The organism is Streptomyces sp. sk2.1 (assembly GCF_008120935.1).
Classification (GTDB): domain Bacteria; phylum Actinomycetota; class Actinomycetes; order Streptomycetales; family Streptomycetaceae; genus Streptomyces.
Genome location: NZ_RDBO01000033.1, coordinates 304,606 through 328,738 on the forward strand (window position 1 = coordinate 304,606; position 24,133 = coordinate 328,738).

19 protein-coding genes and 1 pseudogene are annotated in these 24,133 nt (G+C 71.5%); 8 read left to right on the top strand and 12 right to left on the bottom strand.

Annotated elements, in window-relative coordinates; all coding sequences use genetic code 11:
* Positions 1-7: 7 nt before the first annotated feature.
* Both EAO76_RS46140 and EAO76_RS44500 read right to left on the bottom strand, forming a co-directional pair.
* Positions 8-305: pseudogene (locus EAO76_RS46140) on the bottom strand (transposase); the annotation flags it as partial.
* Positions 281-436 (bottom strand): hypothetical protein, encoded by a 156-nt coding sequence (locus tag EAO76_RS44500; RefSeq protein ID WP_187438596.1) that lies wholly within the window; start codon positions 434-436, stop codon positions 281-283. The gene EAO76_RS44500 and the pseudogene EAO76_RS46140, both read right to left, overlap by 25 nt.
* A gap of 224 nt (positions 437-660) precedes the next feature.
* Here EAO76_RS44500 and EAO76_RS13390 point away from each other — a divergent pair, with 224 nt between their 5' ends.
* Positions 661-1,845 (top strand): cytochrome P450, encoded by a 1,185-nt coding sequence (locus EAO76_RS13390; RefSeq protein WP_148836143.1) that lies wholly within the window; start codon positions 661-663, stop codon positions 1,843-1,845.
* A gap of 193 nt (positions 1,846-2,038) precedes the next feature.
* On the opposite strand, the gene EAO76_RS13395 is transcribed toward EAO76_RS13390, so the two are convergent.
* Positions 2,039-3,553, bottom strand: a complete 1,515-nt coding sequence (locus EAO76_RS13395; RefSeq protein ID WP_222872157.1) for a carboxylesterase/lipase family protein — start codon at positions 3,551-3,553, stop codon at positions 2,039-2,041.
* Positions 3,554-3,637: 84 nt separating this feature from the next.
* On the opposite strand from EAO76_RS13395, the gene EAO76_RS13400 reads away from it, so the two are divergent.
* On the top strand, positions 3,638-4,249 hold the full coding sequence (locus EAO76_RS13400; protein WP_148836144.1) for a TetR/AcrR family transcriptional regulator: 612 nt from the start codon (positions 3,638-3,640) through the stop codon (positions 4,247-4,249).
* A gap of 310 nt (positions 4,250-4,559) precedes the next feature.
* On the opposite strand, the gene EAO76_RS13405 is transcribed toward EAO76_RS13400, so the two are convergent.
* From EAO76_RS13405 to EAO76_RS13420, 3 genes are all read right to left on the bottom strand, one after another.
* A complete protein-coding gene (locus EAO76_RS13405; protein WP_148836145.1) occupies positions 4,560-5,705 on the bottom strand; it encodes a serine hydrolase in 1,146 nt (381 codons plus the stop codon).
* Positions 5,706-6,301: 596 nt separating this feature from the next.
* On the bottom strand, positions 6,302-6,844 hold the full coding sequence (locus EAO76_RS13410) for an AAA family ATPase (protein WP_148836146.1): 543 nt from the start codon (positions 6,842-6,844) through the stop codon (positions 6,302-6,304).
* A gap of 230 nt (positions 6,845-7,074) precedes the next feature.
* Entirely contained in the window at positions 7,075-7,512 is a 438-nt protein-coding gene (locus EAO76_RS13420; protein ID WP_148836147.1) for a DUF4259 domain-containing protein, read from the bottom strand.
* A 310-nt stretch (positions 7,513-7,822) separates the two neighbouring features.
* Between EAO76_RS13420 and EAO76_RS13425 the strand changes: the two genes are divergently transcribed.
* A complete protein-coding gene (locus EAO76_RS13425; RefSeq protein WP_148836148.1) occupies positions 7,823-8,446 on the top strand; it encodes a HEAT repeat domain-containing protein in 624 nt (207 codons plus the stop codon).
* A 445-nt stretch (positions 8,447-8,891) separates the two neighbouring features.
* Entirely contained in the window at positions 8,892-9,842 is a 951-nt protein-coding gene (locus EAO76_RS13430; RefSeq protein WP_148836149.1) for an SDR family NAD(P)-dependent oxidoreductase, read from the top strand.
* Between the two features lie 630 nt (positions 9,843-10,472).
* Here EAO76_RS13430 and EAO76_RS13435 read toward each other — a convergent pair.
* From EAO76_RS13435 to EAO76_RS13450, 4 genes are all read right to left on the bottom strand, one after another.
* Complete coding sequence (locus tag EAO76_RS13435; RefSeq protein ID WP_148836150.1) at positions 10,473-11,360, bottom strand: septum formation family protein; 888 nt, start codon at positions 11,358-11,360, stop codon at positions 10,473-10,475.
* A 414-nt stretch (positions 11,361-11,774) separates the two neighbouring features.
* On the bottom strand, positions 11,775-13,328 hold the full coding sequence (locus tag EAO76_RS13440) for a hypothetical protein (protein WP_148836151.1): 1,554 nt from the start codon (positions 13,326-13,328) through the stop codon (positions 11,775-11,777).
* Between the two features lie 309 nt (positions 13,329-13,637).
* Entirely contained in the window at positions 13,638-15,002 is a 1,365-nt protein-coding gene (locus EAO76_RS13445; protein ID WP_187438597.1) for a GAF domain-containing SpoIIE family protein phosphatase, read from the bottom strand.
* 381 nt (positions 15,003-15,383) lie between these two features.
* Complete coding sequence (locus EAO76_RS13450; protein WP_187438603.1) at positions 15,384-16,988, bottom strand: CocE/NonD family hydrolase; 1,605 nt, start codon at positions 16,986-16,988, stop codon at positions 15,384-15,386.
* Between the two features lie 181 nt (positions 16,989-17,169).
* Here EAO76_RS13450 and EAO76_RS13455 point away from each other — a divergent pair, with 181 nt between their 5' ends.
* The 3 genes from EAO76_RS13455 to EAO76_RS13470 all read left to right on the top strand — a co-directional run bounded on the left by EAO76_RS13455 (position 17,170) and on the right by EAO76_RS13470 (position 21,424).
* A complete protein-coding gene (locus tag EAO76_RS13455) occupies positions 17,170-17,886 on the top strand; it encodes a TetR/AcrR family transcriptional regulator C-terminal domain-containing protein (protein WP_148836154.1) in 717 nt (238 codons plus the stop codon).
* Positions 17,887-18,909: 1,023 nt separating this feature from the next.
* Positions 18,910-20,613 carry an amidohydrolase gene (locus tag EAO76_RS13465; RefSeq protein WP_148836155.1) on the top strand — a complete coding sequence of 568 codons (1,704 nt, stop codon included), beginning with the start codon at positions 18,910-18,912 and terminating at the stop codon, positions 20,611-20,613.
* Positions 20,614-20,644: 31 nt separating this feature from the next.
* Positions 20,645-21,424 carry a LuxR family transcriptional regulator gene (locus EAO76_RS13470; protein WP_148836156.1) on the top strand — a complete coding sequence of 260 codons (780 nt, stop codon included), beginning with the start codon at positions 20,645-20,647 and terminating at the stop codon, positions 21,422-21,424.
* A gap of 491 nt (positions 21,425-21,915) precedes the next feature.
* On the opposite strand, the gene EAO76_RS13475 is transcribed toward EAO76_RS13470, so the two are convergent.
* Positions 21,916-22,344, bottom strand: coding sequence for a hypothetical protein (locus EAO76_RS13475; protein WP_148836157.1), 429 nt, complete (start codon positions 22,342-22,344; stop codon positions 21,916-21,918).
* Positions 22,345-22,365: 21 nt separating this feature from the next.
* Positions 22,366-22,809 carry a hypothetical protein gene (locus tag EAO76_RS13480; protein ID WP_148836158.1) on the bottom strand — a complete coding sequence of 148 codons (444 nt, stop codon included), beginning with the start codon at positions 22,807-22,809 and terminating at the stop codon, positions 22,366-22,368.
* A 214-nt stretch (positions 22,810-23,023) separates the two neighbouring features.
* On the opposite strand from EAO76_RS13480, the gene EAO76_RS13485 reads away from it, so the two are divergent.
* Positions 23,024-24,130 carry a CorA family divalent cation transporter gene (locus EAO76_RS13485; RefSeq protein ID WP_262375443.1) on the top strand — a complete coding sequence of 369 codons (1,107 nt, stop codon included), beginning with the start codon at positions 23,024-23,026 and terminating at the stop codon, positions 24,128-24,130.
* Positions 24,131-24,133 lie beyond the last annotated feature (3 nt).

A 24,133-nucleotide genomic window follows, 5' to 3' on the forward strand; every position in this document is an offset into this window, starting at 1 on the left:
ACTCGCCGAGGGCGAGGTTGTGCAGTCGCGCGATGAAGATCTTCCGGACCTTCATCCAAACGAAGACGTGCTCGACGCGGGCGCGGGCCCGTTTGTGGGAGCGGTTGTGTTCCTCCTTCCGGGGCAGGAGTTCCCAGCCTCTGCAGCGGCGGTGCGGGATGGCCAACCGGTGCCCCGACAACTGCCGTCGACGATGGTCACAACGGTCCGACGGCCGCCTCGGCGCCGAACTCTTCCCAACCGCGGGAGCCGTGCCGGTTTCCCGGTACGGGGCGGCCGGCTACGACCACCAGGTGGGTTTCGGCGTGCTCGGCGGCCCGTCCAACAGGGCGATGTCCGCGGCGCCGTCGTGCGCGTTCGTGGCCGGGAGCCCGTCGGCCGGCAGCCGGGCCATGGCTCCACACGGGTTCGTGGCGGGTGCTGTGGACACCGGCATCAGAGGTCACCTTCCAGAGGGATGAACCGTGCGGCGACCGCCCGCACCTCGGCGAGACGGACCACGAGCGAGAACTGCCGCTCCGGCCGGGGCAGGGACTCGATCGACACCTGGAAAGTTCCAAAATCACCCAATGACCTGAATCGGAGTTCTGTCGTTGGTCGGGTGTCGAGGCGTGCCCGGCTGTCCGGGCTGCCGCTGCAGCAGGAACCAGGAGGAACACCGTGCCCGTCGCCCCCACCGTCCCCCTGCACCGGGCTGAGTCCCCGGTGCCCGGGCCGCCCCGGCTCGTCGAGCTGCCGAACGGCACGCCCGTCTGGCTCGTCACCCGGTACGACGACGTGCACCAGGTCCTCACCGACCCCCGCTTCGGGCGCTCACCCATCCACGAGCCCGGTACGTCGCCGGTCGCCGACAGCCCCAGCCTGCTGGACAGCCGCGAAGCCATCGGCCAGCAGGACGGCGACGCGCACCTGCGCCTGCGGCGTGCCGTCGGACGGGCCTTCACGCCGCGCTCGGTGGAGCACATGCGGCCGTGGGTGACCGCGGTCGTCGACGGGCTCCTGGACGGCCTCGTCGAGAAGGGATCGCCCGCCGATCTCGTCACCGACTACGCGCTGCCCCTGCCCTGCACGGTGATTCACCGGCTGCTGGCCGTGGACGACGTTCCCATCGAGCGGCTGCTGCACTGGGCCGAACACGCCTTCGCCGAGTCCGCCGCAGCGCGGGAGGAGGGCGATCGCGCCCGATGCGAACTGACCGCGTTCACCGCTGAGCTGATCACCGAGCGGCGCGGCGCGCCCGGTGACGACGTGGTCAGCTCCATCGTTCAGGCCGCCGACGGCGAAGGCGGTATCCCCGAGGCCGCGCTGGTCAATCTGATCGCCACCATGATCGTCGGGGGTCACGACACCACCATGACCATGCTCAGCAACTCCCTGGTCTATCTGCTGACCGAACAGCCCGCGGCCTGGGCCCGGTTGGCCGGCGACGAACAGGGCGCCGCGGTCCTCACCGAGCGCCTGCTCCACCTGATTCCCCTCAACGACCACGAGGAACGCCCCGGCCGTCTTCTCGCCGCCACCGAGGACATCCGACTCGGCGGAATGACGATCCGCTCCGGTGAATTCGTCGCGACCGACCGCGTCGCCGCCAACCGTGACCCGGAGGCATTCCCGGGCAACCCTCACGCCGACCTGTTCTCACCCCTGCCGAGGCCCTCGCTCGTCTTCGGCGCGGGCCGGCACTACTGCCTGGGAACCTGGCTCGCCCGGGCCGAACTCCAACTCGCCCTCCACCGCCTCGCCTCCCGCCTGCCCGCCCTGCGCCTCACCCTCACCGCCGACGACATCGTGTGGCGGCGCGGAACCGTCAGCCGCAGCCCTCTCCACCTGCCCGCGGCCTGGTGAGGGACAACCGCTGAGGCGCCCCACGACGGTCCGGAAGCGTACGGGCGTCCACGACCCGGCAGTCGGCCGCCGACCCGCTGGTGCGGTTCCCGGCCGACCCGGGTTCACAACTCCCGTCCGTGGCCTTCCGCCGACGCGCCGAGTGCCGGACGCGGCCCCGTCGGAGGCGGGGCGACGGAGCCGGTACCGGACGTCATGGGCTCCACGAGAGATCGAAGGGGGCGATGGAGTGGCCTTCCCAGATCCGGCGGGAGGCCTGTTCGGGGTAGGGCAGAGTCTCCGACTCGGCGTCCAGGACGCGGGTGAGCCGCTGGTCGGGCCGGTGGGCGGCCCAGCCCGCGTCCCCGGTGGTGACGAAGCGGATCCATGCCCCCCTGATTTCGTCGGAGAGCGCGACGGCCTCGGGGGCGGGCTCCTCTCCGACGAGTCGCACACCCACAGGGCTGTCCAACGTGCCGAACGCCAGAGGGACATCGAGGCTGTGGCAGGCACCCAGGGCACCGTCGAGCACCGGGGCGGTCCAGCGGAGCTCGAACAGGTACGAGGTGCCGCCGGCTGCGGCGTTCGCCTCGGCCAGCTTCTGCGACGGCATACGGAAGAGGGCGTCCGAGTACACCGTCTCCACCAACTCCTCCGGGTCGACCCGGGGAAACGCGTCACGGTACGCCTCCGCGCCGTGCGGTTGCGGGGCAAGCAGTTCCAAGGCCGCACGGGCGTCCTGCCCGGTGAAGGTGCCCCGCCGTCCGCCCATGACACTGAACAGCCGGAATTCGTCCCGGGTGTGGCCGGTGAGCAGCTCGATCCCGCTCGCGCGCCCACCGGTCAGCGCGGACCACGGCGTTTCGGGGAGGACCTCTCCGTCGATGACGGGACACAGGGCGGTGCCGGTCTCCGTGAGCCGTCCCCAGTTCTCCCGGTGCGCATGGAGATCGGCGTTGAAGGCGGTGAGCCCTGCGGCCAGGCGCCAGGGGTCGATCTCCCGCAGGGCCGCCGCGGTGGGGGCCGCCGCGCCGAGCCGCTGCGCGAACGCGGCAGTGACCTGCCGTGCCAGCGCGGGGGTGCTGTGCAGTCCCGGCACCGAGTGGGCGATGGCCCGCCGGAACAGGCCGCGCGCCGATCTCATCGCGAGCAGGGCGGCGACCGACCCCGCCCCGGCGGACTGTCCGGCCACGGTGACCCGGTCGGGGTCGCCCCCGAAGGCGGCGATGTTCCCCCGCACCCACTGCAGCGCCGCGACCTGGTCGAGGAATCCGCGGTTGGGCGGCGCGTCGTCCAGGAACGCGAAACCCTCGACGCCCACGCGGCAGTTGATGGTCACCACGACGAGTCCCGCCCCGGCCAGTGCTGCCGGGTCGTACATCGGGTCGCTCGACGCCGCCGAGACGTAGCCGCCCACCGGGAGCCACACCAGCACCGGTAGTCCCGCCGCACCCGTATCCGGAGTGCAGACGTTCAGCGTCAGCCAGTCCGTGCCCTGTGACGGACCCGCATCGACCGGCAGGGACAGCGGCACCGCGGGGCCGAACTCCGCCACCTGCCTCGTCCCCTCCCAGCGGTGCGGCGGGGCGGGCGCGGCGAAGCGGAACGCTCCCACCGGGGGCTGGGCGTAGGGGATGCCGCGGAACACCGCGTGCCCCTGTCGTCGGCGCCCCTGCACGACACCTTCCGTGGTCCGCACCCTTGGCCGTTCGGGCAGTTGTCCAGGCATGACCCCAGGTTCATAGGTCAGGTGTATTATGTCAACTGTATGGAAAAGATTCCGGGCCGCTGAGGAAGACGGGAGGGGGCGGCGATGCCGAAACAGGTGGATCACCGCGAACGCCGCGAGGCGATCGCCCGCGCACTGTGGCGAGTGGTGGAGCGACGCGGTGTCTCGCATCTGACGATGCGTGTGGTCGCACAGGAGGCGGGCATCTCCCTGGGGCAGTTGCAGCACTACTTCGCCTCCCGGGCCTCCATGCTGTCCTTCGCCATGGACTTCGCGTCCGAGCGGACGTCGCTGCGCGTCGAACAGGGACTCAAGGAGCTCGGCGACCGCCCGCATCCGCGTGACGTACTGCGACTGACGCTCGCGGAAATGCTCCCCCTGCACGCCGACGCCCGCGCGACCAGTCGGATGAGTGCCGCCTACGTCCTGGAGGCACTGCACGACGAGGCCGTCCACGAGCAGGCGCGCCGCGGCCTCGTACGGGGACGGGCCCTCGTCGAGCAGCTGGTCCGCCAGGCGGTCGCCGACGGGCACATCGACTCCGACCGCGATCCGGCGACCGAGACCAACCTGCTCCTCGCCCTCACCGGCTTCACCCCCCTGATCGAACTGGACGTGATCGGGCCGCAGGACGCACTCACCGCGATCGATCTGCATCTGGACAGGCTGTTCGGCGAGAACGCCCGCAACGCGTGACCTGAGCCCGCCCGCAGGATCAGGATTCACCGGCATGGATACGCACACGTGCCGGCCGCCCGCGGCGCCGGCCTCGACGAGGCCCGGCCGGACGGGCTCCGTCAGGAGGCCGGGGCCGGCACGGGCGTGACCGGCGCCGTCCCCGGCGAGGGTGGCGCGAGGCGGTCCTGTGCCGCCGTTCCCCGCCCGGCCGGGGCTCGGACGATCACGCGGTGGAGGGGGCCGTCCTCGACGGGACGGTCCGAGCCCGAGAAGCGGCGGCGTGACCGTCGGCCGGCCGCCCGCGTGGTCGTCCTGCCCCGCTGACGGGTTACCGCTTCGCCGGAACCGTGCCGCAGAACTCCGCCTCGATCAGCTTCTGGGTGTCACCGGCCCAGTCGGCGTTGAAGTTGGCGGCGAGGGAGTGCTTCCCGTCCCGGGTGACCTGGGCCTCGGACTGGGACCCGTGGATGCCGCCGCCGTGCCCCCAGACCTCCTTGCCGCAGCTCAGCTTCTGCCACATGAGACCGAGCCCGTAGCCGACGTCGGGCAGGTCGGGAGAGACCTGGACGGTGTCGGTCATCTCCTTCATCTCGGCCCTCGGGAGCAGTTGGCCCTTGAGCAGCGCACGGTAGAAGGTCTGCAGGTCGTTCGCGTCGGAGACCATCTCGCCGGCGGCGCCGGCGATGCTCGGATTGAGGTCGGTGACGTCGTGGACGGGCCCGCCGGTCCCGGGGGAGAGCTTGGAGTAGGCGCGGGAGTTCGGCTCGGGCATCCGGGAGCCGGTGCCGGGCACGGAAGTGGCGTGCAGCTTGAGCGGCTTGACGATTCGGTTCCCGATCTCCTTGCCGTAGGGGCGCCCGGTCACCTTCTCGACGACCATCCCGGCCAGCACGAAGTTGGTGTTGGAATAGTTCCAGTCCGTCCCGGGGGCGAAGTCGGGCTCGTGCGCCATCGCGACGGCGACGAGCTGTTCCGGGGTCCAGGTGTCGTAACGGTGCTGCAGGAAGCCGGGACCGAAGACCTTCTCCTGGAAGCCGGGGTCCTCGGTGTAGCTGTAGATGCCGCTGGTGTGGTTGAGGAGCTGGCGGACGGTGATCCTTCGCCCGTCGTGCCCGTGCCCGCGCACCACGGCGGGCAGCCACTTCTCGACCGGGTCGTCGAGGTCGAGCCGGCCCTCGGCCTGGAGCTGGAGCAGGACGGTGGCGGTGAAGGTCTTGGTGATGGATCCGACCCGGAACCGATCGCTCTTCTTCCGCTTCCCCGCGGTGTCGGCCCAGCGGGCCCTTCCGTCACGGGCCTGCGCGACGGCCCCGGGCACGCCCTCGGCGACGGCCGCCTCCAGGGCCTGCCGGGTGGCGGCGTGGGACGGCTCGGCCGGTGACGCGGCGATGGCGGGCGCGGCGAGCGCGGTGGCGGTGATCCCGGTGACGAGTCCGGCGGCGAGGAGGGTACGGACGGTACGTGCGGCTGACATGTGCGGGCTCCCGTGATCGTGAACTGCGGTCACGGGAAGGGACCGGGGGAGACGAGTGGCGGGTTGAGCCCGGTCGTGGCGGTTGAGCCGTTTTCAGCCGTTCGCGGGATCGGTCGGGTGCGAGAGCGACCTGGCGCGGGCCGATCGGCCCGCGCCAGGTCGCTCAGGAACCGTGCGGACCGTCCCGTCGGCCACCGGCGCATGCCGGGCCGATCGGTCGGCCCGCTGCCCGCTTCCCGGCCGGTTCGAGCCCGGGGCTCCCCGACAGCAGCCGCTGCGCGGGCGCCGACTGCTCCCGCCCGCCCTCGTCCCGCCGTGCGGTAACCCACTGTCCGAGGCCCTCACCCCGCACGACCGCCTTCCCGACGGTGGCCGGGAGCGCCCCGCCGGTCCGGACGCGGGCCTGGGCGAGGCGGAAGCGCCGCTGCACGCAGTGCACCGCCCCGGGTCGACCGTGTCCGGCTCGTCCTGTCGCGCCAGGGGGGCATCGCCCGGCCTACGAAGCCGGAGGGCGATGCGGGAGCCGTGGTGGGAAAAGACGTCCTCGGGACAGATCGCCAATGGCGGATTCGGGTACCGGAACTGCCTGAATGGCCCTACGGCTGCGTGGCCGGGTTGCCCAGCCATGCGTTGACAATCCGTTTCGCGGTGTCGCCGACGTGCTGGTCGCTCGTGTCGATGACTTCCGTACCGGTCGAGTCCGACTGCCTCATCCGGTCGAGCTGCTGGAGCGTCCGGCGGAGCTGGTCGTCGGCGCCCGAGCCGATCTCCCGGCGGCAGATCCTGGCCTTGAGGGTGGGGAGGTCGGCGATCAGGCGGACGGGCGTGATGTCGGCATGGGGAACAGCGTCCGAGATCCAGGGAAGTTCGCTGCTGAGCGTGGCGAACACACCTGTGATGAGAAGCCGCCTGTGGCCGAGGGCCGCAAAATTGGCCCAGAGCGCGGCGAGGTTGCGGCGGGCCAGCTCGCCGGGTTCCTGCCCTTCCGGTGGCCAGGGATGGACGCGGTCCAGTTCGTCGGAATCGATCAGAGCGTGGGAGACGTTCCGCTCCGCGAGCAGACGAGCGATCTCGTAGGCGGTTGAGGACTTGCCGACACCTGCGGGTCCACAGATCACCAGCACTTTCGTTGTGGGCATGGCCGGGATTGTGGCGGAGACGGCCTCCATCCACCAGCAACTTTCCGAGCGGCGACGGGAAACGTCGGCTGCGTGGGCGGCCGGGCCCCCGGCGGCTCGCTGCCGTTCACGGCCGGGAAGCCGAGGCCGAGGGCGATCTTCCGGGAGAGGGCCCGGCGCACGAAGCGGCCTGTCTTCGGTGAGTTCGGGTTCCGGCTCAAGTTCTGCGGTCCGTGACCGCGGGTCACCGATCAGATCTCGAAGAGGGCTTCCTCCTGCGGCGGGACCGGAGGGTCGAGGACGTCGCGGAGGCGGGTGATGTCCTGGCGCCACTTCGACCAGTTCACGGCTTCGGCCCACAGCTCGGCGAGTTCGGACCGGTTGGACACCACTTGGTCCAGGGCGTCGACGGCGAGCATCCGAAGGTCTGCGGGCAACTCCGGCAGCGGCTCCGATGGACCATGGCCCGAACACACCGGATCGCCGCCAGGATGCTGGGCGACGACCAGGGCCGCCGCGGCCACTGCACACTCGCCGTCGTAGACACCAAGGAAGTCCACAGGCCCGGCGGCACGTTCGAGCACGCTCCGGATCATGGCTTCGCGTTCTTCCCGTGCTGTCCCGTCCAGGTCACCGCCGAAGTCGGCGGCGGTGTCGTTGTCGAAGGGGCCGATGTCCCAGGTACCCATGTCTCTCCTTGCGTGGCTGCCCGGGGATCGTCGCACTGGCCGCTGACAGCGAGGTCAGTGGGCGAGCGGCAGTAGGACCCCGGCCCCTGCGATTCTCATGTATCGCCCGAGAACGCGCAGGGGCACCGTCTCCGGCGGCAAGCCCTCACGCTCCAGCCATCGCAGATGATCGACCGGCATGCACGCGTATGTCCTCCGGGTGCCCGGGCCCTCGTACTTCCGCCCTCCGCAGGAAGCCGTCCGCCTCCCGAGGATCCCTGCCCTCCAAACCGCGGTCGATAAAGTTGCCTGTGAGAAGGACACCCTGCGGGTGCGGTCGACCGGCCGGCTGGAGGGCACGGGCGTTCCCGTGCTCGTCGTCCGGGGCTTCCACCTCTTCAACGAGAACATCAACCACATGGGAGGTGGTCGGGCGATGACCCCTGAGGAGCAGGATCTGATCATGGGCCTGGCATTCGTACCAGGTGTGGGTCGGACGCGCACGATCGACGAGGTGCTCGCCCACTTCGGCGAGTCCGACGGTGGGGCCCTGGCGCTCCGGCTGCTCCGGGACGCCGTGGAGCGCCGGGACGCCGACGACGTCGAGATGGCGTTGATCGTCCATGGCGCCGCCGACGCCTCGGCCGAGGAATTCATGGAGCCGTTGACCGAGCTGTTCCCTGCCGAATGGCACAGGGAGCACGAGGACATCGTGTCCATGCTGGGCAGGCTCCGCTCGCCCAGGACGATGCCGACGCTGGTCCTGGCGACTCACTGGGTTCCCGAGCACCTGGACTGGGACGAGAACCGGGCGCTCGCGGTGAAGGCGATCTGGGCGCTCGGCGCCATTCCCGGCGAGGAAGCCCGGGACGCGCTCAAGGGCCTGCGCGACGCCGAGAACGAGATCATCCGTGAGAACGCGGTGAATCAGCTCGCTCGCCGAGGCGAGCTCTGACCGCGGAGTCGTAGCCGTTCATCCGGAACGCCCGGCTCATCCGGAACGCCCGGCCGGGTTTCCTCGGCCGGGCGTTCCGATCGAGATCAATCCCACCAGGATTTCCCGTACCTCAACTCCTCCCACCCGTAAACCACCCGCCGGGCCGTGAGCGACTCCCGAAATCAGGTTCTGGCTCACCTTCTGCGAAGCCGAGCCGATTCCGGCTCCCGAGGGCGACGGTTCTGGTGAACCGGCAGGTCAGCGGCTTGCTCCAAGCGGGCCCCCGGACCGGGGAGGCGCACGTTCACAGAAGTTGAGCCAGGGCCGCGTCGGCGGGATGTCGGCCGTCCGGCAGGGCTGTCGGTGACTCGTGGGCGATGTGTCGGTGGCCGCTGGAACCGTGGATGCCGGTTGTCCGAGGGAACAGCCGTAGTCGCCTTCGACAGCAAGGAGCCTCGTCCCCATGTCGCCCGTATCCTCCACCTCGTCCTGGAGCGTCCAACGCCCACCCGGTGCTGACGGCCGTGTCTTCCTGGTCACCGGCGGCAACGCAGGCATCGGGTACTTCGTCGCGGAGCAGCTGTCGGCGACCGGAGCCACCGTCGTGCTCGGCAGCCGGAATCCCGCCAGGGCCGAAGCCGCCATGGCCTCGATCCGTGCCCGTGTCCCCGGTTCGCGGGTGCGGTCCGTACGGCTGGACCTCGCCGACCTCCCGTCGCTCGAAGCGGCGGTGGAATCGCTGGGGGCGGGACGCCTCGACGCGGTGATCCACAACGCCGGCGTCGCGCTCGACGACCTGCCGCGCGAGGAGACCGGCGACGGCCACGAGCTGATGTTCGGGACGAACCACCTCGGGCACTTCGCCCTGACCCAGTGGCTGATGCCGCTGCTGTCGGCCGCGCCGGCGGCCCGTGTCGTGACCGTGGGCAGCTTCGCGGCGAAGTCCGAGCGGCTCGACCTGGACGACCTGCAGTCCCGGAAGGACTACCGGCCCAAGCGCACCTACGGTCGCTCCAAGCTGGCGCAGATGTACTTCGGCGTCGAACTCGACCGCCGCCTGCGTGCTGTCGGCAGCACGGTGGCAAGCGTGGTGGTCCACCCCGGCGGCGCGCTGGACTCCCTCACCCCGTCACGGCCACCGGTCCACGTGCGTACCAACGGCGCACGGCTGAGAGCGGCGCCCGCGGCCCTCCTCGTCCAGGGCAAGCACGCCGGCGCCTGGCCCGCGGTCCGAGCGGTACTGGACCCGGCCGTGCGGGGAGGCCAGTTGTGGGGACCGCGCGTCTTCGGTCTGCGCGGCGAGCCCCGGCGCGAACCGGTGTGGAACCACCTCGCCGACACTTCCGTCTCGGCGCGGTTGTGGGACGCGAGCCGCGATCTGACCGGCACCGACCCCAGCACAATCCCCGGATAGCTCAGGCACACGCGTGTCCTGCACGCGGCCTTTCCGGTGGGGGACCTCGGCGGAGCGGCCCCCTGGTACGGCCAGGACCGCCCAAACCGGCGACGGGGCGCAAACGTCGTATGCGATCTGTGCGACGACGCTGCTCTCGGCACGGCCGGTGAGGACGCGGCGTAGTACCGGTGGAGGGCCTCCATGACTTTCGTCGCGCGCGTCGAAGACCCCATCGATCGGACTGCGCGAGGGGACCGCCCCGGCTCCCCGGTGCCGAACCCGCCTTCCTCTCCGTGGAGCGATGAGGACTTCGAGGAGTGGTACCCGCGGAACGGCAAGTGGGACTGTCGCCGGACCGGCCGGCCGTGGTGCCCGTCCTGCGGCCCGGACGGACCTGGCCTCCGACTGCCGTCGCCGGAGGCCAGGTCCATTTCTCTCTCGGGGCAGGGCGGAGGCCGTGCCGGTCCCGCCGGTCCCGCCCGTCCTCAGGGCGGTGACGCGGCTCTCCCACAGGGGCTGAAGGGACCGGGCCGCGGGATCGGGATCCGGATCTCGCGATGGGAGCAGTCGCCCTTGGTGGCCGTGACCCCGGCCCCGTTCGGGCGGCCGGGCCCTCGACGGACCCGGCCCCGCTGCTCCGACGGGGCGTCAGCCCGCCCAGACCTCGGCCTCGTCGGCCGGGACGGTGGTGGCCAGCCCCAGTTCCTTGCGGGCGGCGACCGACTTGTTCGGGTCGATGCCGCTGAACGCCGGGTCGTAGGCGAGGTAGAACGCGTCGGCGTCGGCGGCGTTCGCGGCCTTCTTCCAGCTCCCGGCCGCCTTCGTCAGCGTCGCGCGGAGCTTGCCGACCTCGGTGCCCTCGATGCCCTTCAGGCCCTTGAGGTGTGTGTCGAGGGCGGCCGCGACGGCTTTGGCCTGGGCCTTGTAGCCGGCCAGGTCGTCCTCGACGGCGTCCTTCTCGGACTGGTTCGCCCACAGGGCCTCGTAGACCGCGTTCGAACCCTTGAGGTACGTGACCTGCTCGGGCTTGAGGGACTTCGCGGTGTCCATCGAGCCGCTGAAGGTGCCCTTCTCCGCGGTGTAGGTGCAGCTCACCGAGCGGTCACCCGTCGCCCAGCTCTCCTTGGTCGGGGTGTAGTAGAAGAGGGCGACGCCCTTGGGGAGCGCCCAGGTGTCCGGGGCGTACTTCTGCGCCTCGACCGGGCAGCGGGTGTCCGCGATCGTCGAGACCCCGTCGTCGCCGGGGTACTTCATGTCCTTGTCGATCGTGAACTCGCCGACGACCTGGCCCTGGTGCGCCTCGTCGCAGGGCACGATCTCGACGGCGTACGCCGTTCCCTCGGCCTTTCCGTTCGGGTTGTAGCAGTCGCCGGTGTCCAGCGAGAACACCGAGCGCTGACGGGTCACCTTCTTCGCGCCGTCCTTGGCGCTGTCGACGGCGTCGGAGACGCTCGAACATCCCACTGCACCGATCGCGAGCAGGGCAGCAATGGCGGATATGCCGCGAAGGGGGCGATGCCGAGCAGGGATTGCCATGACGTGTACATCCTCTTTAACTGTTCTTTATAGAGATTGCGCGCATCATATGCCATTCCTGTGAACCCGTTGTGCGAAGGGCCTCGCCTCATCGCGGTGTCTCTGACTCGCTACGGGCCGCGAGGGTTGTATGCGGGTTGCTCGCAGGTTGCCCGACCCCGCAATCGAGGCGATCGAGAACGGCGAAACGGCCCCCGGAGGTCGTTCTGACCCCGGGCGGCCGAGCCGCGGCATGCGTGGTGCCCGGCCGTCCGGTTTCGACCGGATCATGCCGGGCTCGCGTGCCCCGGCACTACTTCCCAGGGCTCCCGGTTCCGTTCGACCGGGGGAGACGTCGCCGGGCTTCCCCCTCCGCCCTGCGGTCGCACGTACCGGAACCCGCTCCCCGATCCGGTCCGATCCGAACGAAAGAACCTAGGTGAGGGGGCAGGTGAGTGGCAGGACCCGCTCGGTCAGCCGACCGGTCAGACGGGTGGGGGTGACGGCGACTTCGGCGAGCCAGTCCGTCGCGGTCAGCTGGTCGGTCAGGGGCGGCAGTTCTCCGGGACCGATGGCGCACCAGGAGAGGAGCCGGTCCAGGTCGATGCCCTGGCCGTCGGGGCCCAGGCAGCCGTCGGCGTTGCTGTGGGTGGCCAGGACCAGGGCGAGCAGCCGGGTGGCGGCAGGGGCCTTGGCCTTGCGGAGCTTCTTGTCCGAGACGGCTCTCTGGGCCCACCCGGAGAGCTTGGGCCGCAGTTTCCTGCCGAACGCGAGCGGTCCCGAGCCGTCCTCATCGGGAACCAGGGAGGGGACGGTGACGGCGGTGGGGTTCTCGGGCCGGGAGGCGAGCAGATCGGCGGGGGTGCAGGGGAGGCGGAGCCAATCGCAGTCGACCAGTTGCGCGACCAGGTCCGCCGGCTCTCCCAGACCCAGGCCGGTGAGGTCCTGGCCGACGAGATTGCCCGTGCCGCCGTGCGCGGCGCGCAGCGTCAGCATCACCATCAGCAGGCGCGCCTCCGGCCCGGGCAGCGGGGCGGTTTCGGTGACGTGGGCCAGGACGGACCGGGCGCAGTCCCACTGGCCGGGGCGGGTCAGCAGGCGGGCCACGGCCGAGGTGTCGCTGCTCGCGCCCTGGCCGGTGCGCTGCTGGTGCTGGAGGAGGACGGTGGTGGCGGCCTGCTCGGCACGCCGGGCGTCCAGGTGCAGGCTCGGGTCGCCGGTGGTCTCGGCCCAGGCCGTGAAGGCGCTCGCCTTGCGGCTGTGGAGGTCGGCCAGGAGCGCCAGGTCGGGTTGGTCGCGTTGCTGGTAGGCGCGGAAGAGGTCGCCGAGTTCGATGAGTTCGTCCCGCAGGGCGACGGGTCGCAGGGTGTGCGGGATGACCCGCTGGGCGATCTTCACCTGCCGGGGACGACGCCGCACCGGCGCGGAACGAGGAGCCGGAACCGGGCCGGCCGGAACCGGGCCTGCCGGGGCCTGGCCGGCGTGGGAGAACTGCGGCACGCCCACGCCCACGCCCGCCGCTGTCGCCGCGGGGGCCGGGCGGTCGGCGGGCCGGGGTTCGGGGGCCCGGGAAGTGGCCGCGGTCTTCACTCCCGGCGTGGCGGCCGCGCACCGCGAGCAGCACTCCATGGCCTGCCACCAGCGGCCTTCGCGGTCGGTTGACACGGCCAGGACGCCCGGCCCGCCGCACCGCCAGGTTTCGGTACGCGCGTGGCGGTCGGTGTCGGGCAGATGGGCGTGGCAGCCCTCGGCCCGGCATGCGCAGGACGCCCCGGGCCTGGGGGCGGAGGCGGCGCGCAGATGGGCCTTGAGGTGGGCGACGGCGGCCGCACGGCCGGCGGCCGCCGAAGGAAGACGTTGCTCGGCGCAGGCGGGGCGGCTGCACGAGACGCGCACCACCTCGCCGCCCCGCCCGACGGGGTCCAGCCGCACCGTCCACCGGCGTCCCGGCATTCGCTCGTCCAACTCGCTCACTGGAGCCTTCCCCATCCTGCTTCCTGGCCTCGATGCCTGCCGCCGCTTCCCGCCGATCGGGCGGTGTGCGGGCGGTGGGTCCACCGTATGCGGGCGCAGGGGAGAAAACCGGTGAACTTGCCCTGTTTCCCGGCATGCGGCGATAATGCGCGCGTCGCGTGGCCGGTATCCACCCCGGGCCAGGTGTTCTCCGGCGGCGCCGGGCACGGCGGTCCGGATCGGTTCAGCCGTCGGCCCGCTCCGGTGCCGGTCCTGGGACGGGTGTCCCGCTGCTCGGCGCGGAAGCCTCTCCCGCACCACCGGCCGCGGCGCCCCGGCCCGTATTCAGCCCCGTCCGTCCGCGTCGGCGGGGGCCCGTCGGACGGCGGGCGGGGTGCGCAGGGCGAGGATGGCCAGGTCGTCGTGGCCGTCGCTGGGGTGGTGGTCGGCGAGGAGGCGCACGAAGTCGTCCAGGGGCAGATGGACATGACCGGCGGCGTGTTCGGCGAGTCGGGCCAGGCCGTGGTCGATGGAGTGGCGGGGGTGTTCGACGAGCCCGTCGGTGAAGAAGACCACGGTGGCCCCGGCGGGCACGGGACGGGTGTGGTCGGGACGGCTCTGGTCGGTGTCGACCGCGAGCGGCAGGCCCGGCTCGGCATACAGATACTCCGCGTGCCCGTCGGGGCCGATCAGGAGCGGGGGAAGGTGACCGGCCGTGCTCCAGTGCAGCCTCCAGCCGTCTTCCGCGGGCTCGATGCGGGCCAGGCAGACGGTGGTGACGGGCAGGTCGGTGATGCCGCTCAGGGTGCGGTCGAGCTGGGCGAGGACAGAACTGGGCGGGGCGAGCCGGTCGTAGAGCAGGGCCCGCAGCATGTTGCGGGTCTGGGCCATGGCGGCGGCTGCGCGCAGGTCGTGGCCGACGACGTCGCCGATCACGACGGCGCACGTGTTGTCGGGCAGCCACAGGACGTCGTACCAGTCCCCGCCGAGATGGCCGGGGCTGGAAGCCGGGCGGTAGATGGCGGCGCCGGTGAAGGGGTGCAGATCGGGCAGGGCGGGCAGCAGGAGGCGCTGGAAGTGTTCGGCGCTGGTGCGGACCTGTTCGAGCAGGCTGACGTTCTCGATGGCGATGCCGGCGGCGCCGGCCAGGGTGACGACGATGTCCTCGTCGTCGCGGTCGAAGGGCCGCCCGTCACGGCGTTCGGACAGGTAGAGGTCGCCGTAGATGGTGCCGCGGACACTGATGGCGACGCCCAGGAGGGTGCGCATGTGCGGGTGGCCCGGTGGGAACCCGGCCGAGGCGGGATGGGCACGGATGTCATCGACGCGCAGGGGCTCGGGATGGTGGATCAGATGTCCGAGGACACCGAGGCCACGGGGGAAGTCGATCCCGGCCAGGTTGGCGTGCTCGGACTCCGACAGGCCCGCCGTGATGAACTGCTCCAGCCGCTCGCCGGACTCGTCCAGCACGCCCAGCGCGCCGTAGCGGGCGCCGACCAGGTCCCTGGCGGTGGCCACGATGCGGTACAGGACCGCGGGCAGCTCCACCTCCTGGCTGATCGCCAGCACCGCGTTCAGCAGCCCCTGCAGCCGGTCCTTGGCGGTGGCCAGTTCCCGCAGCTGCGCGGCGATCCGGTCCAGCTGACGATCCAGCTGCAGGGTCAGGTCGGTGCGGGGCCGCTCGGGCTCCTCCTGCCGGCCCGCCATCATGACCGCCCGGCCGCCGCAGCCGCACCGCGGTCACGCATCGACTCACCCAGCCACTCACGCGAGCGGTACACGCCGGCCTCCTGGCACTCCGTCATCGGACGAGGGGTCAGCGTGACACGGCGGGGCGGCCCACCCCGGTCATTACTCCCGCGGCAGCACGCCCCCACTCGGCAGGGGGAGCCCGTCGAACGGGCCACCGACCTCCCGAAGGGCGAGGGGCCCCGCGCTCCGGCCGAGGCCCAAAGGCATGTGGCGCGACCGCCGTACGCGACGGAGGCATCGACACCTGTCTCGGTTCCCGGCACTTTCCCGACGCGGAGGAGCGGGCCGGGCCGTCCGGCCCGGCCCGGCCCGTCGACCGTTCCCCGGAGGACCGACGGATCACACGGGCCCGGAGCTGCCGGGAAGTACCAGCGCCGAGTCCGTGTGGAGCGTGATGCGCACCGGTGTGAAGGCGGTGGCGTCCACCGGCGACTCACCGGTGCCGGGACTGCGGGCGTAGCGCGGATGGGCGCCTCCGCTGATCTGCCAGCGCATGCGGTGGCCGACGGGGAAGCGGTGGGCGGTGGAGCTCATCGGCACGGTGACCTGCGAGGGTGCCTGCTCGGCCGTCCGGAGTCGGCCGAGCCCGTCGCAGATGTTGACGGAGCGGCCCTGCGGGTCCACGTCGCACAGGCGGGTGAAGACATCGGCGTACCCGGTGTCCGTGGAGACGCTCAACCGTGCGGAGACGGGCCCCAGGACGTCCAGGGGCTCGGTCAGGGGTGGGCCGGTGAATGTCAGGACGTCGTCCCGGGCCTCCAGGGTGGCGTTGTTCCGGGCACCGGCGGTACGGGAGAGCAGTGCGCCGCCCAGGGAGGGAGTGGGGTCGGCCGGGTCGTAGCGGAACGCCGCCACGGGCGCGGAGTCCGCGGGGGCCTGCTGGGTGAGACGCCCGCCGGGGACGGGGTACCACGAGGTGGCGGCTGCGGCCGGCGGCCAGTCGTCGAGGTCCCGCCAGGCGTTCTCGCCGCCGATGTGCACACGCACCGCGGTGGGACGCAGGCCGGAGGGATCGGCGTACAAGTGGGCGCGCAGCCACGCGAGGCTCTCGGCGAACACCTCGGGCCAGCCCTGCTGCAGGGCGGAAGTGTGGGTCCAGGGACCGACGAGCAGGGAGGTCCCGCATCCGGCTCGGCGCAGCCGGTCGTACTGTTCGAAGGTCTGGTCGGCCAGTACGTCGTGCCATCCGGTGATCAGGGCCGTGGGCACACGGAGCCGCTCCGCCGACTTCACCGGCGACGCGCCGTGCCAGTACGGGTCCTCGGCGTCCGGGTGCGTCATCACGTCGTCCAGCCAGGGCAGTTCGCCGCCGAGGGCCGACACGTACGCCCCGCGCAGGGGCTGCGCGGTGGTGACGTCGCGCAGGCGCCGCTGCAGGCGCAGCGTCGCCTTGAGGAACGGTGCCATGCCCTGGTGCTGGTAGTTCATGCCCACGCCCACGGCAAGGGCGTTCTCCAGGCGCAGCGCACCGTCCGCGTGGAACAGGGCGTGGGGATCGTGCAGCCCTACTTGCACCACCATCGCCTTCAGCTCCGGGGGCGGGTCCGAGGCGAGGGCCCATTGCACGTAGCCGAGGTAACTGGGGCCGACGGTTCCCAGTGTTCCGTCGAACCAGGGTTGCTCGCGCAGCCAGGACACCGTGGCCCGGCCGTCGGCGACCTCGTTGCGCCACAGATCGAACGTGCCGCCCGAACCTCCGGTGCCGCGGCAGCTCTGCAGGACCACGTGGAAGCCCTGTTCGGCGAAGAGCAGGCCGTACTGGGGCGACCACGGCAGGCCCCGGCCGTAGGGCGAGCGGACCAGGAGGGTGGGGAAGTCGCCCCGGGCACGCGGAAAGTAGTGGTCGGTGACCAAGGGGCTGCCGTCGGCGGCCGGTACCGACAGCCCCGGCTCCCATCCGGCCTCGTGCCGTTTCGCCGGCAGACCTCGCCAGGTCGCCCTCATCATCCGTGAGGAAAGCGGCGGTTTTCCGGCGGGTGGTGCCCAGACCGGTCCGGCCACGGCGTCGGGCCCGTGTGATGGCATTGTTCCCCTCCTCTATTCTCGTACGACGTACGAGAATAGAGGATGCTTGGATGACCTCGGCAGGAACCGCCCCGGCAACCAGGGAAAGGAGCGCGAGGCCGTGTCCGGTGACGGAAAGCCCGGGGCCGAGGGCATCGATCCCGAACGGCTCTGGCTGCGCCCCGCCGAGCCCCGCAGGGGCCGCAGGCCCTCCTTCAGCCGGGAGGCGATCACCGCGGCGGCCGTCGCCCTGGCGGACACGGAAGGGCTCGACGCGGTCACCATGCGGCGGGTGGCCGCCGAGGTCGGAGCGGGCGTCATGTCGCTCTACAGCTACGCCCCCGACAAGGAGACGCTGCTGGAACTGATGGTCGACCACGTCAGCGGCGAACTCACGGCCGCGAACCCGCCCGGCGGCGACTGGCGTGCCGATCTGAAGGCCGTGGCCCGCCTGCAGCGCGCCCACATGCTGCGCCACCCATGGCTGCCCGCCGCCCTGTCCACCCGTCGCGTTCCGGGCCCCAACACGCTGGCCTTCCTGGAGCACGTGCTCGCCGCCCTGCGGCCCACCGGGCTGGACGGTGCGGCGAAACTGGAGGTCTTCGCCCAGCTCACCGCATTCGTGGCCGGGCACGTCGCCCATGAGATCGCGCAGGCCGCGGTCTCGCGATCACCGGACCGGGTCGCAGCCGAGAGCCGCTACCTCGCCGCCGTCGCCGCCGACGGCTGCCACCCGGAACTCGCCGAAGCCCTTTCCGCCCCCGGACGTCCCCTCACCCCCGACGCCACCTTCACCCGTTTCCTCAACCGCCTGATCGACGGCCTCGACACCGACTGATGCCGTGCCCCTGCGGCTGCCGCCCCGCCGGGCGTCGGCGACGGCCCGGTTCCCGCTGCCGCCGAAGCCGTCGGTCGCCGCCTTCCGCGGCGGACAGGGTTTCTCGGTCCCCCGACCGGACCGACCTCGACGTCGACGTGCGCACCCCCGCCTTCGACGCGCACGACGCCGAAACCCTTGCCCGCAAGGCCGTCGCCGAGCCCGACGCGGAACTGCCCGCCCCGGCGCCCGCGAAGGTCGTCCGGTGCGCGGCGCGGCCGCCGTTCCGTCCGGCCGAGGACGAACTACCCGCCACCGCCCTCCGCGAAGGCCGACACCCCACCCGTGTCCCGGCTTCCTCCCGACTCCACTCCCGGCAACGACCCGCCCCGTCGCGACGAGCACCGACGGGGCGCGGACCGCGACGCTTCGGAACGGCGGGCCGGGCGCAGCCGATGCCGTGGAACGCATCGACCCGCGATGGAAGACCAACACACGTCCAATGGCGGCGAGTTGGAAAAGTCCCGCGGCGAAGACCTCGCCCGGGTCGGTGCACGCCGCAACCAAGTGCGCGCCGGAAACAGTCCTGAACGGGTATGGGACCACGTGCGTTCAGGCGCCGGAACGGCGCGGACCGTACCCGCGGCCGGTGGGCGCCGTGCCCGGCCCGGCCCTCACGAGCGCGGCCCTCGTGACCGCCGCGGTGTTCCGCGCCGGACGGGATACGCAGGAGCCGCCGGCACCGGGTACGAGGAGAGCACCGACCCCACGACGCCGTTCGACCCGGCACGTGCCGGCCGGCCGACGGCTGCCACGTCCGTGGCCGGGTCCGGATGACGGCCCAGGGGACGAGCAGGCGCAGACCCTCCTCGGAGAGCGAGCCGCGTTCGGCGGTTCCGGAGGGGAGACGCGGCCGTCCCGCTCTTCCCCGCGAGTGCGCGTATCGGTGGGATGACCGATGTGCGGGGGCCGGACGCACGGACATAGTCCTCGGGAGATCGTTCGCGGGCGTCCCGGTACGTCCGCCTGTCGAAAGGACCTTTTGTGGGCACGCATGCGGATCTGGTATTTCTCGGCGGCCGGGTGGTCACGGTCGACGCGGAATTCTCCGTCGCCTCGGCCCTGGCGGTGACCGGCGGGACCATCAGCGCCGTCGGTGGGCGGGACGACGTCGCGCCGCTCGTCGGACCCGACACCCGCGTCATCGATCTGCGGGGGGCGACACTGCTTCCCGGCATCAACGATTCCCATCTCCACGCGTGCGCCTTCGGCATGGCGACACCGCCGCTCTCCGTCGACGTCGGCCACCCCGCCGTGTCGTCCCTCGCGGACGTGGCCGAGACGGTACGGGGGGCCGTCGAGCGAGTACCGGCCGGGCAGTGGATCACGGGGCACGGCTGGGACACCGGTTACCTCGACGAGTGCCTCGCCGATCCGTCGCGGCTGCCCTCGCGGCACGACCTCGACGCCATGAGCCCCGACCACCCCGTCGTCCTGTACTCCTTCTCCGGGCACGCCACCTGGATCAACTCCAAGGCGCTGGAGCTCATCGGGATCGACCGGCACACCGTCGCGCCGCCCGGCGGGGCCATCGTCGCGGACGGGTCCGGGGAGCCGACCGGGCTGCTCCACGAGGGAGCCCAGGCCCTCGTCCAGAACGCGCTGCCGCCGCTCAGCCGGCAGGAACGGACCGACGCGATCAGGTCGGCTCTCGCCACGCTGGCCCGGCTCGGCGTGACCAGCTACACCGAGCCCGGCCTCGGCCCCGGCGGCGACGGCATCATGCGGGGCGCGCTCGGCGCGGAGACCCTCGACGTCTACCGTCGGCTGCTGGCCGACGGCGAACTGACCGCCCGCGTCGGAGTCCTGCTCCTGCCCACCGGCATGGCGAGCACCTCGGAGGAGTTCGCGCGTGCCCTCGCCGCGGCCGACGGGACCGGCGAAGCCGATCCGCGCCGCCTCGCGATCCACGGGGTGAAGATCTTCGCCGACGGCATCGTCCCCAACAAGACGGCCTGGATGCACGAACCGTACGTCGGCGGTGGCTGCGGCTCCCTCTGCGTCGGGGGCGGTACCGACGGCGAACGGATCACCGAGATACGCAGCATGATCCGGCACGCCCACGCCGCCGGGCACCAGCTGGGCGTCCACGTCACCGGTGACCGGGCGATAGACACCGTCGCGGACGCCTTCGCCGCAGCCGTGTCCGAGCATCCCCGGCCCGACGCCCGGCACTACGTCATCCACGGCGACTTCCTCACCCCGCACAGCATGAAGGTGCTGGCCGCGCACGGCTTCGGCGTCAACATGAACCCCACCATCAAGTGGACCGTCGCCGACATGGAGGAGGAGTTCGTCGGCACCGAACGGGCCGCGTACGCGTGGCCCTACCGCGATGCCATCGACGCCGGGGTACGGGTCGCCAGCGGCTCCGACGCTCCCGTCACGTATCCGGACTGGCGCCAGGGCGTCGCCACCATGGTGCTGCGCGAGTCGAAGGCCGCCGGCCGGGTCAGCGGCCCGGAACAACGCATCGCCCTCGCCGAGGCGATCCGTACGTACACGATCGGCGCGGCCTGGCAGGACTTCGCCGACCACTGGAAGGGCTCCCTGGAACCGGGCAAGGCCGCCGACCTCTGCGTGCTCGACGGGGACCTGCTCACGGCCGACCCCCATGACATCCCGGAGATGCCCGTCGTCCTCACCGTCATGGCCGGGCGGATCGTGCACGACACGCTTCGCGATTGACGTATTCCGGACGCTTGATCATCCTTGGGCCATGGCAGCACGGCGGAGCACAGCGGACATCCTGGACGCGGCGGTGCGGGTCCGTGAGGCCGCCAGGAGCGGCGGGAGCGGCATCGGCACGGTCCTGACGGCGCTGTCGCAGGTGGTGGAGTACGACCACGCCTCCCTCTCCCGGTGGGATCCGCAGCGGCGGCGCCACACCACCCTGGCCGGGAGCTATCCGCAGGACGCCACGTCGTACATCGAGGCCCGCCTCCACCACGACCCGGTGTTCCGTGTGCTCCGCGGCCCGGCCCGGGGCGGCCTCTGGCTCAGGGACGTCCCCCGGCACATCCTGGCGTCGTCGCCGGGCTTCCAGGAGGTGCTGTCCCCCCTCGGCATCAAGGACGGGGTGGCCCAGTGCCTGTTCGCCGCCGACGGCCGGTACGTCGGCATGCTGAACGTCAGCGCCCGCCGGCCGCGGCACGATCCCGATCCGGCACGCGCCGCGATCACCCTGCTCACCGAGGCGCTCGCCGCGGCCGTCGATCCCCGTACGGGCCCGCCGCCCGAGGAAGCCGCTACGCCCGGCCCCGAGGCGGACACACCGCACCCGCCCGCACGGCGGCCCGGAGGACTCTCGCCACGGGAACTCCAGGTGCTGGCCGAAGTGACCGCGGGCCGCACCAACCGGGAGATCGCCGAGCGGCTGCACATCACACCGCGCACCGTGGGGACCCATATCGAGCACATCCTCGCAAAGCTCACTCTCCCCAACCGCGCGGCTGCCGCCGCCCGAGCCGTCGCCTGGGGAATCGAACCCTCCCGCTGACGCGCCCACCGCAGGAAGGCCGCGCAGCCCTCGGTTCCCCGAGCCGCTCCGGCGCACGGGCCCGCGTCGGCCGGGTACGGGGACAGTGCGGACCGTGGCAGGATGGCGGCATGTTGATCCGAAAGGCCGATGCTGCGTAGGCGTCCGAAGGAGTTGCGTGCGGAGCGTTGGCGGCCCGGACGAGGTGTTCCGGTTCGCCGGATCCGCAGTGTTTCCGCGGCGACTCGTGCAGCGATCCGGAAGTTGGAAGAAGAGCGTCTGTGGCCGGGGGCTGTGTTCGCTGCCCTGGCGGAGTGCCGGTGGTATCTGGGGCAGCCGGGGCGCGTTCTGCCAGATCCGGTGATGGGCTGCGACTGCTGTGATCCTCTGGTGGCGCGAGACCGTCTGGAGGACGTGCTGTTGTGGCTTCCCCGTGGTGCTCGGGCCGACCTCGGCAGGCTCGTTGCCAGGCTGGACGCCGAGTTCGACCGCAGGGCCGTATCCCTCAGCTCTCACCTCGTGCCGGCAACTTCGTTCAGTGCTTGCGGATATTGGCGCCGACGATTCATGGAGAACTGAGGGGCGGGCGGTTCCTCGCTGCTCAGCGCTCGGCCGACGGCCTGCTGCTCGGCGCGGGCGCGGGTGGTGGAGAAGCAGTAGGAGCCCGTATCCAAGTGCCACCGCGCCTCGCGTTTGCCCCCGGCCTTGTCCTGGAGCCGTCCGGCCGACTCCATCCCGCGCAGGTTCAGGACGCCCACCGCGAGGTTCAGGCCGGCCGCGCCGAGCGGGACCGGCCGTCCGGCCACGGCCGCACGGTCGACGAGGACCGGGCCACGTTCGACGTCCCCGAGACCGAGGCAGGTGCCCACCCGGTCCCGGGAACTGAACACCTGGACGACGGAGCCGGGTTGCTGCTCGACGGCCCATTGCTGACGCGTCACCAGCCTCCCCGGACAACACACCTAGCGGCGGTCGCTCTCGCAGGCTTCGAGGCGTACGGCGGACAGGTAGTGCGTGCTCCGGGGGTTGACGTCCGCGGACAGCAGGAGTTCGCGGTCCGACGGGTCGAGAACCTCGGTCAGTTCATGGATGGGGTAGCCGAAGAGGTCGAAGTCGCCGAAGGCGACCGGAACGTCGGCGGCCCGGTCCGGGACGCGCTCGGTTCGTTCGACGATCAAGTGCCCCATGGTCCGCTCGGTGCAAGCCGTGCAGGCATAGGCCGTGACCAGGACGCCGCAGTGAACGAAGAAGAAGGTCCAGTGCGTTCCACACATCCACCCGCCGACGCGGATGTCCGCCAGGGTCGACGCCGTCCACTGTGCCGCATGCTCGGTCATGCCGAATCGCAGGACGCCTGCGTTCGCCGGGAGGACGAGCCCGGTGCCGGGCATCAATCGAAAGGTCACTCGAACAGTGTGCCGGGGCGCGTCGGCCGGACCACCCCGCTCGGGTTCCGTCGGAGGAGCGGAAGAGCGGCTGGATGCCGGCGGAGGAGGCGGGACGCATGGGCCCGGACCGGATCCACCGGCAGTCCCAGGAGGAGTCGGTACGGCGGCTGCGGCGCCCCAAAATCCCCGAGGTCGGCGCGTATGTCCGGTTCGCGGCGCTTCCGCCGTGAAGATGGACCCCGGCACGGCCTCGGGCATCGAGGCGTACATGGTGGCCGCGGACGGCCTCAGCGACCCATGGCGAGGGATGATGATCGTATCGGTGGTGTCGATGCCGGAAGGAACGGTCACTCGCACCCACGTGTCGGAGGCACGCAGGCGTCTGGCGGCGTCCCGTTTCCTGCTCGTGGACGTCGAACTGCCCGAGGAGGGCCCACCACCCGGCGGGAGTCCGTCCGGAGCGGAACAGCCCGCCGAACCCGAGAAACCGCTCGCCCACCTTCTCGGGCTGGAGGCCAAGGGCGTGGCGTGGCTCGGCAAGGAAGGCGAATCGGCGCGGGCCGAGTTCCTCGGGGACAGCGCCGCGTTCGTCGTACCCATGCTCCAAGGGGCCCAAATCACCCATGTCCATGCCTTCGTGACCGAGCAATACCTGATCACGGCGCACCGGGGACCGGCGGGGCCGATCAGGAGCCTCACCGCCAGGCTGCCGCACGAAAGGCCCCCCGACAGCGTGGCCATGTTGTTCCTGCTGCTGGAGGAGGCCCTGGACACCTTCCGTCGATCCGCGGTGGAGGCACTGCTGGAGGTGGAGGACCTGGAGGACGAGATGTTCCGGCACCGGGTCCCCCAGCAGGTCTACCGTCTGGCACGGCTGCGACGGCGCGGAGCGCTCCTGCACCACGCGCTCCTGCCCTACCTCCAGGTGACGGACGAGATCTTCACACGCCGGATGATGAACCCCGGCTTCCCCGAGGAGCGCCAGAAGCTCGCCCGTGACTACCAGCACACGGCGCGGCTGGTGCTCACGGACATCGAGTCTCTCCAGAACGCCGCCCGCCGTGCCTTCGCCAGTTACTCCTCCCTGGTGTCCGGCGAGCAGAACAACGTGATCAACCGGCTGGCGATCGTGTCGACGATCTTCCTTCCCCTGACCTTCCTGACCGGCTTCTTCGGCATGAACTTCACCTATCTGACCGACGAGTTGGAGAGCAGGAGCATCTTCTGGCTGCTCGCCGTGGGACTGCAGGTGGTGTTCCTCTTCGTCGCCCTCTACGCGCTGCACCGCACCCGACTCTGGCGGAGACTGCGCGATGACGGCAGTACCGACCTCCAGTAGCAG

Coding starts and splice junctions, on each gene's coding strand:
- EAO76_RS44500 (WP_187438596.1), bottom strand. CDS start 436: ATGCCGGTGTCCACAGCACCCGCCACGAACCCGTGTGGAGCCATGGCC.
- EAO76_RS13395 (WP_222872157.1), bottom strand. CDS start 3,553: ATGCCTGGACAACTGCCCGAACGGCCAAGGGTGCGGACCACGGAAGGT.
- EAO76_RS13400 (WP_148836144.1), top strand. CDS start 3,638: ATGCCGAAACAGGTGGATCACCGCGAACGCCGCGAGGCGATCGCCCGC.
- EAO76_RS13405 (WP_148836145.1), bottom strand. CDS start 5,705: ATGTCAGCCGCACGTACCGTCCGTACCCTCCTCGCCGCCGGACTCGTC.
- EAO76_RS13410 (WP_148836146.1), bottom strand. CDS start 6,844: ATGCCCACAACGAAAGTGCTGGTGATCTGTGGACCCGCAGGTGTCGGC.
- EAO76_RS13420 (WP_148836147.1), bottom strand. CDS start 7,512: ATGGGTACCTGGGACATCGGCCCCTTCGACAACGACACCGCCGCCGAC.
- EAO76_RS13430 (WP_148836149.1), top strand. CDS start 8,892: ATGTCGCCCGTATCCTCCACCTCGTCCTGGAGCGTCCAACGCCCACCC.
- EAO76_RS13435 (WP_148836150.1), bottom strand. CDS start 11,360: ATGGCAATCCCTGCTCGGCATCGCCCCCTTCGCGGCATATCCGCCATT.
- EAO76_RS13440 (WP_148836151.1), bottom strand. CDS start 13,328: ATGGGGAAGGCTCCAGTGAGCGAGTTGGACGAGCGAATGCCGGGACGC.
- EAO76_RS13445 (WP_187438597.1), bottom strand. CDS start 15,002: ATGATGGCGGGCCGGCAGGAGGAGCCCGAGCGGCCCCGCACCGACCTG.
- EAO76_RS13450 (WP_187438603.1), bottom strand. CDS start 16,988: ATGAGGGCGACCTGGCGAGGTCTGCCGGCGAAACGGCACGAGGCCGGA.
- EAO76_RS13470 (WP_148836156.1), top strand. CDS start 20,645: ATGGCAGCACGGCGGAGCACAGCGGACATCCTGGACGCGGCGGTGCGG.
- EAO76_RS13485 (WP_262375443.1), top strand. CDS start 23,024: ATGGACCCCGGCACGGCCTCGGGCATCGAGGCGTACATGGTGGCCGCG.